6 protein-coding genes are annotated in these 7,752 nt (G+C 70.7%); 2 read left to right on the top strand and 4 right to left on the bottom strand.

Annotated features, from left to right (window positions below; translation table 11 throughout):
- Positions 1–112: 112 nt before the first annotated feature.
- Complete coding sequence (locus HMPREF3086_RS16440; protein ID WP_070722976.1) at positions 113–2,362, bottom strand: fatty acid desaturase; 2,250 nt, start codon at positions 2,360–2,362, stop codon at positions 113–115.
- Positions 2,363–2,554: 192 nt separating this feature from the next.
- On the opposite strand from HMPREF3086_RS16440, the gene HMPREF3086_RS16445 reads away from it, so the two are divergent.
- A complete protein-coding gene (locus tag HMPREF3086_RS16445; RefSeq protein ID WP_246831028.1) occupies positions 2,555–3,541 on the top strand; it encodes an AraC family transcriptional regulator in 987 nt (328 codons plus the stop codon).
- A gap of 113 nt (positions 3,542–3,654) precedes the next feature.
- Positions 3,655–4,326 (top strand): TenA family protein, encoded by a 672-nt coding sequence (locus tag HMPREF3086_RS16450; protein WP_070722979.1) that lies wholly within the window; start codon positions 3,655–3,657, stop codon positions 4,324–4,326.
- Positions 4,327–4,429: 103 nt separating this feature from the next.
- Here HMPREF3086_RS16450 and poxB read toward each other — a convergent pair whose 3' ends face one another.
- The 3 genes from poxB to HMPREF3086_RS16465 form a co-directional block, all read right to left on the bottom strand.
- Complete coding sequence (poxB, locus tag HMPREF3086_RS16455; protein ID WP_061227817.1) at positions 4,430–6,151, bottom strand: ubiquinone-dependent pyruvate dehydrogenase; 1,722 nt, start codon at positions 6,149–6,151, stop codon at positions 4,430–4,432.
- Positions 6,152–6,316: 165 nt separating this feature from the next.
- Positions 6,317–6,958 (bottom strand): MFS transporter, encoded by a 642-nt coding sequence (locus HMPREF3086_RS16460; RefSeq protein ID WP_070722982.1) that lies wholly within the window; start codon positions 6,956–6,958, stop codon positions 6,317–6,319.
- 86 nt (positions 6,959–7,044) lie between these two features.
- The coding region (locus HMPREF3086_RS16465) for a molybdopterin molybdotransferase MoeA (protein WP_141764137.1) at positions 7,045–7,752 on the bottom strand (708 nt) is incomplete at its 5' end.

Raw genomic sequence — 7,752 nt, forward strand, 5'->3', positions numbered from 1 at the left:
CGCGCCGGGCTCCGCGAGCCCGCCTGGCCGCAGCGCGCGGCCGCCGAGCTGGGCCTGGACTGGCGCGACGCCCCGTACCCGCCGCAGTACACGCGGGGGAAGTGGGACTGAGCTACAGATCCAGCTCGATGTCCGAGGAGGCCAGCGAGTTGCAGACCGTGATCCGCTCCTGCTGCACACCGGGCTGTTCGGCGCTGGTGGTGCCGGCGAGCTTGGTCGTGACGCACGCCTTGCACAGGCCCCGCTCGCAGCCGGTGGGCACCGGGATCCCGGCGCGCCCGGCCGCCTCCAGCAGTGTGGTGCCGCCGTCGATCTCCACAGACGTCCCGGTGCGGGCGAAACTGACGGTGTAACGGCTACCGTCGTCGGCGGGCCGATCCAGTTCGGGCGCGGTGAACGACTCGGCGTGGAAGCGCTCGGCGGGCTGTCCCAGCCCCCGCAGCCACCCGCGGGCCAGGTCGATCACCGCCGCCGGGGCGCAGACGTAGGTCTCGCGCTCGGCCAGGTCCGGCACCAGCTCGGTCAGCAGTTCCGGGCCGAGGCGTCCGGTGCGAAGGTCGTCGCGGGTGGCCGGGGCGTCGGTGAACAGGTGCAGCGTGATCCCGGCGTCGCGGGCCAGCTCACGAAGCTCCGGCTCGAAGATGATCGAGCGTTCGTCGCGGTTGAAGTACAGGACCGTCGCGTCGACGTGGGGGCTGGCGTCGCGGGCGAGGCGGCGCAGCAGCGCGATGATCGGGGTGATGCCCACGCCGCCCGCGATGTGCAGGGTGGGGGCCGGGTGAGTGGTGTCAGGCTCTGCCGGCAGCGCGAAGTCACCGGTCGACTGCGGCACACCCACCAGGGTCACGTAGGCCCCCGGCTTCAGGGTGTCGTTCAGCCGGTTGGAGACGCGGCCGTCAGCCACGCGCTTGACGCAGAACTCCAGGTCGGACGGCCCGGCCTGCCCGACCGAGTCGTGGACCAGGCTGTACTGGCGGACCAGCTCGTCGTCGTCGACCATCTGGCGCACCGACACGTACGCGCCGGCGTCCCACCGCACATCTTCCCACCCGCGCGGGCGGGCCAGGCGCACTGATAGGGCTTGCCCGTCCGCGACAGGCGTGGCCGCCACGACCCGCGCCGGCACGTTGTGGAACTGCGGCTTGTCGAGGTAGGGCGACTCGGGCAGCCGCCGGTAGCGCAGCCCGGCCGCGACGCGGCGAACGAGCGAAGCCGGGTCGCGCAGCAGGTCGCGGGGCCGAGAGAACTCGCGCTCGCCGAACGGCACCGACAGTCCGGTGAGCGTCTTGGCGATGAGCGGCACGGTCCCCAGAAGCGGCGTCTCGTGGTAGGGCAGCCCGTGCCGGGCGGCGATCTCGCGGACCTCCGGCGCGATCTTTCGCTGCATCGACGGCGGCAGATCGGGGAACAGGTGGTGCTCGACGTGCGTCTCCAGCCCGCCGTAGAAGATGCGCAGATCGGGCCGGTACTCGAACGGCACCTCCTCCTCGAGCAGCCGCGCGAGGGCGTCGTCCATCTGCGCGCTGGGCAGGAAGTTGCGGGTCGCGCGGATCTGACGCTCGTAATACTGGTCGGCGGTCTCGTCGGGGCCGGGGTCGGTGAACAGCTCGAGCTCGCCCGCGTGGTGCTCGATGAACACCAGGAACAGCACCGACATGTAGCCGGTCACCCCGCCGAGGTAGTTCGCGGCGAGCGTCTGCAGCGGCTTCCATCCCGAACGGAACGGCTCGTCGACAAACCGACGCCGGGCGTCGCGGCCGGCGATCCGGGCGGGGGACCACAGCATGTATGAGCTGAAGAGCCCGTGTCCCTCGACCTTGCGCGCGATGTTCGCCAGGAAGAACGGCGCCGCGATCGGGGCCATCGCGGCCAGCGCCGAGATCATCGCGACCTGGCCGAGGTGGTGGCCGTACCAGTCCTGGCCGGCGCTGCCGCGGAACAGGCTGTACCCCAGGTCGTGGTCCTTGCCGACGATGTTGGTGTTGGGGTGGTGGCCCACGTGGTGCATGGTCTTCCACTGGTCGGTGTCGACGTTGAAGTCCCAGTGGTAGCGGTCGGAGTGGTACTCGCCGCAGTCCGGCAGGTGGTCGTAGCTGCCGTGGATGATGCTGTGGCCGAGTTCGGAGAACTGCATGAGGCGGTACGCCATCTCCAGTGCGGTGGCGCGGCGGACCGCGCGGGGGCCGCCCTCGCGCAGCAGTTCGCGACGGCGGGCGTCGATCGCCTCGCCGTAGGCGGTGACGTTGCGGATGTGCGCCAGGTCCTCGGCGCCGACCGCGGCCTTGGCGCGGATGTAGAGGGCGCCGAGCTCGGCCGCGAGCCCGGTGTCGGTGGCGGTATCAGGGGAGCCGGCGAGGGTCATGACTGTGACCGTAGCCACGCATCCGCGCCGGCGGAATGGCACTTTCGGTCGGGAAGTTGGCACTTTCGGACAATCGGGTGGGTGGGTTGGTAGTTTCAGGCGATGACTGTGAGGCCGTCGTTGTCGTCGTCGCGGTCGTCGCCGGGATCGCCCGTGTGGGCCGTGCCGCGCGGCACGGAGGGCGTGCGGATCATGGTGGAAGGCGCCGTGGCGCAGGGGATGACGACGACGAGGTGCCTCGCCGGCACCGGAATTCAGCCGCCCGATCTCGCGGATGAGAACGCGCAGATCTGGGCACATCAAGAGTTCGCGGTGATCCGCAATCTGTTGGCCGAGCTCGGGGACCTGCCCGGGCTGGGAGCCGGCATCGGGGCGTATTCGACCATCGGTCGGACCGGCGTGATCGGATTCATGATGCTGGCCGGGCCCACCGTGCGCGCGGCGCTCGAGCGGGCGATCCCGTACCTCGCGCTGTCGCCGACGCACCTGCGGTTCGCGCTGGAGGAAAGTGGCTCGGGAGACGGCGCGGACGGCCTCGTCTACGCCGTCGCCGCCGACGACGAGATCCCGCCCGATGTGCGCGCCTTCGTGGTGGAACGGGACCTGGCCGGGCTGGCGGCGGCGTTTCGTGGCGCGCAGATCGACCTGCAGCTGGTCGGGATCGAGACCACGCTCGGGCCCGCGAGCGCCGCGCTGCTGGCGGAGGCGTGGCGGCTCGAGCAGGCGGCCGTGGTTCCCCGGTGCGCGACTAACCGGCTGGTGATCCCGCGCGAGCGCCTGGACGAGCGGCTGCCGCAGGCGGATGAGAACACCGCGCGGCTGTTCGAGCAGCAGTGCCGGGAGGTGCTGGATGCCCGGCTGGCCCGCGTCGGTGTGGCCGGGCAGGTGCGTAGCCGGCTGCGGCACGAGCGGGGTGACTGGCCGTCCATGGCGGATGTAGCCGCTGACCTGCACGTCGACGAGCGCACGCTCCGGCGGAGGTTGACCGCGGAGGGCACGTCGTTCCGGCGGCTGGTCGACGAGGTGCGGCATGGCAGGGCGCTGGAACTGCTCGCCCAGGGCGCGGCGGTGTCCGAGGTGGCGCGCGAGCTCGGATACTCGGAGACCGCGACGTTCACCCGATCGTTCACCCGCTGGGAGGGCGTGTCTCCGAGCCGGCTACGGGAGCGGGGCCTGTGACGCGGATGGCACACTTCGAGGTGATCGAGACCTACACCAGGACAGGGCCCGGGCACCGGCCACACGGCGCGATCGTCGCCCGCCTGTCGACCGAGCGCTGAAGGAGACCCGAGTTGATCCTGTTCGAGACCCTGAAGACCCGCTGCCGCGACGAATGGGACGCCTACACCCGGCACGACTTCGTGGAGCGGCTCGGCGCCGGCACCCTGCCGCTGCCGGTCTTCCAGGACTACCTGGTCCAGGACTTCCACTTCCTCGTCCAGTTCACCCGCGCCAACGCCCTGGCCACGTATAAGAGCCGCACGCTTGCTGACCTCAGGGCCGCGCACGCCGCGACCGGGGCGATTCTCGCCGAGACCGAGCTGCACCTGACGCTCACCGAGCGCTGGGGCATCCCGCGCGCCGAGCTCGAGGCCGCTCCCGAGAAGCAGGCCACTGTCGCCTACACCCGCTATGTCCTGGACTCGGGAATGGCCGGGGACCTGCTCGACCTGAGCGTTGCGCTGGCCCCGTGCACGATCGGCTACGCCGAGATCGGCGCCAGGCTGCAGCCGCGTCTGGCCGAGCACGGCGGGCAGGTTGGCGAGCACCCGTACCGCGAGTGGATCAGTGAGTACTCCGGCGAGGAATTCACCGCCGCCTCCCGCGCCGCGATCGCCCAGCTCGATGCCCTGGCTGCGGGCGGGCTGTCGGACCGTCGGCTGGACGAGCTCACCGACGTGTTCCGCACGGCCACCCGCCTGGAGATCGACTTCTGGCAGCAGGCTCTCGACAGCGCCGAGTAGGCATCGCCGCCGCGTGGTCGCAGACCACGGTGGTATGTGGACCCGCCCCGGGGATGTGTGAATCGGCGAGACCACGCGGCGGCGAGGGGTCCTGGGCAGGGGCTCAGAACAACTGCCGCAGGTTCGCCTTGGCCAGGTCCACCAGCTCGTCACCGCGGCCGGACAGTACGGTGCGCAGCGAGTAGAGCGTGAATCCCTTGGCCTGGGCGGCGCTGATGGACGGGGGGATCGTGAGCTCCTGGCGTTCCACCTCCACCTCGAGCAGGGCGGGCCCGTCGTGGGCGAGGAACCGCTTGACGGTCCCGGCCAGATCCTTGGACTTGTCCGCCCGGAAGCCCGCGAGCCCGCAGGCCTCCGCGACCTTCGAGAAGTCGGGGTTGGACAGGTCGGTGCCGAAGTTCACGAAGCCGTCGGCCTTCATCTCCACCTCCACGAAGTTGTACGAGGCGTTGTTGAACACCACCACCTTGACCGGCAGGTCGTGCTCGACGAGCGTGAGCAGCTCGCCCATCAGCATGGAGAGCCCACCGTCGCCCGCGAGCGCGATCACCTGTCGGCCGGGTGAGGCGGCCTGGGCGCCGATCGCCTGCGGCAGGGCGTTGGCCATGGACCCGTGGGTGAACGACCCGACGATCCGTCGGCGCCCGTTCATCGTCAGATAGCGGGCCGCCCAGATCACAGGGCTGCCGACGTCCGGCAGGAACACCGCGTCGTCGTCTGCCGCCTCGTCGATCAACCGCGTCAGATACTGCGGGTGGATGGTCCGCTTGGACGGCGTGGCGAGATCGTCCAGCGTGCGCCGCGTCTTGGCGTAGTGCTTCGTGGCACCGTCGAGATGTTTGCGGCCCGTGTGCGTGCGCAGCCTGGGGAGCAGCGCCCGTATCGTCTCCCCGACACCGCCGACCAGCGGTACCTCGACAGGCGTGCGTCGACCGATCCGATCGCCCCGGATGTCGACCTGGATCACCGTGGCGTCCGGGTAGAACTGCTGATACGGCAGGTCGGAGCCCAGAACCAGCAGGGTCTCGGCGGCCATCATGGCGCGGTAGCCCGAGGAGAACCCGAGCAGACCGGTCATTCCCACGTCGTAGGGATTGTCGTGCTCCACCCATTCCTTGCCACGCATCGCGTGGACGATCGGCGCCTTGAGCATCTCCGCGATCTGCAGCAGTTCGTCATGGGCGCCCGCGCAGCCGGCGCCTGCGAGGATCGTCACGTCCTCGCAGCCGTCGAGGGCACGGACGGCGCGAGCGAGATCCTCCTCTGCCGGGACCACCGCACTGACTGTGGGGCGGATGGCGGCCGCCTCGGCGGTGATCTCCTCGAGCGCCACGTCGCCGGGCAGGACGAGTACGGCCACCCCGCGCTTCTCGATGGCCGCACGCATAGCGATCCTCAGCAGCCGCGGCGCCTGCTCGGCTGACGAGACGTGCTCCGCATAGACGCTGCACTCGCGGAACAGCTCCTGTGGATGGGTCTCCTGAAAATATCCCGTCCCGATCTCCTCTGACGGGATGTGCGCGGCCAGCGCGAGGACCGGGACCCCGGAACGCTGGGCGTCGAACAGGCCGTTGATCAGGTGCAGGTTGCCGGGCCCACAGGAACCGGCGCACACCGTGAGGTTCCCCGTCAGCGCGGCCTCTGCGGAGGCGGCGAACGCGGCCGCCTCCTCGTGCCGGGTGATCACCCAGTCCACGCCGTCGGTCTGCCGGATCGCGTCCGTGACGCCGTTCAGCGAGTCGCCGGGAAGTCCGTAGACCCGCTGGACCCCCGAGGCGTGGAGCGTGTCGATGATGTGTCGAGCGACCGTGGTACGTGTGGGCATGTATGCCTCCGACTGGTGGTGAACTCGTCGCCGAAGGGCCGGGCCGGCCCTTCGGCCATCCCCGACCCTACGACCCTTCAGTGCGACCGGGTACCGATCGCGCTTCGGGTCAGGAGCCGGAATGTCGCTGGCGGTGACGGGTGAGGTGGGGGTGTCCGGGTGGGGTCAGCCGTGCGCCGGGGCGGGCGGGTCTCCCGGGGTGGGCGCGGTCGCGGTGGTGGCGTTGTCGTCGTCGACCCGGGGAACGTCTTCTCCGTCAATCTCGACGACCTCGCCCCTGCCGTCATCCCACACGGCCTCGCCGCGCGCGATCATGCCGGCCTCGGTGCTGAGGGTGACCTGGGGGAGGAAGAACGCGAAGAGAAGGGCGACGGCGAGGACCGGCACCACGAACCAGAGCGCGGGAGCCAACGCATCCGCATAGGAGTCCACGATCCCCTGGTTCAGCGGCTCGGGGAGGTTCGCCACGAAGGCCGGCGTGACGGCGCCCGGGTTCAACCCCGAGGCGATCGCCTGCTCCGGGTTGGCGGCCACCGTGTCGGTGAGGTTGTCGATCAGCCGACCCGTGAACAGCGAACCGAACCAGGCGGTGTCGATCGCCGCACCGATCTCGCGGAAGTAGTTGTTCGAGCTCGTGGCCACGCCCACCTCGCGCGGGTCGACCGCGTTCTGAACCGCCAGCACGATCACCTGCATGACCAGGCCCAGGCCGGCGCCGAAGAACAGCAGCATGCCCATGATCTGCCAGATCGGGGTCGAGCCTGTCATCTGGGTCATCACCGCGACCGTGGCCGTGGTCAGCGCCATGCCGACGATCGGGTAGATGCAAAAAGGCGTGCTCGGTCACGTGCCTTCTGGTCTCAGATCTGTCGCCTGCCCGCGGGCATCGGCGGCTACAGCGCCACCGCGTCGACCTCGGTCCCGGCGGCCAGCGAGGTCACGTCGGCGGGGATCTCCACCAGCACGTCAGCGCGCGCCATCGAGGCGACCAGGTGTGAGCCGGAACCGGAGACCGGCTCGACGACGGGGATGCCAGCACCGGAGTCAGGGCCGAGCGCCGCCCGCAGGAACTGGACCTTCCCTGCGGGGGAGGTGACGTCGCGCGAGAGCCGGGCCCGCACCGGTTGGACAGGCGACCGCCCCACCGCCTCGAGGATGACCGGTCGCAGCAGCACCACGAACGACACCAGCGCGCTGACCGGGTTGCCCGGCAGACACACGACCGGGGTACCGCGCCACGTCGACAGGCCCTGCGGGCCGCCGGGCTGCATGGCGATCGGCGCGAAGCGGGCGCCCTCGCGGTCGGCGAGCACCTGGCGCACCACCTCGGCGTCGCCCATCGAGACGGCACCCGCGGTCACCACGAGGTCGGCGTCGCCGGTGGCCGCGTCCAGGGCCGCGGTGAACTCGCCGCGGTCGTCGCCCGAGATCGTCGTGGTGGTGACCTCGCACCCGCAGGCCTTGAGGGCGGCGGCCAGGGTGATGGAGTTGGACTCCCAGATCTGCCCCGGCCCCAGCGGCCGCCCCGGCGCGACCAGCTCCGAGCCCGTGGCCACCACGCCGACCCGCGGGCGAGGCCGCACATCGAGACCCGACTCCCC

Source organism: Dietzia sp. HMSC21D01 (assembly GCF_001815995.1).
GTDB lineage: Bacteria > Actinomycetota > Actinomycetes > Mycobacteriales > Mycobacteriaceae > Dietzia > Dietzia cinnamea.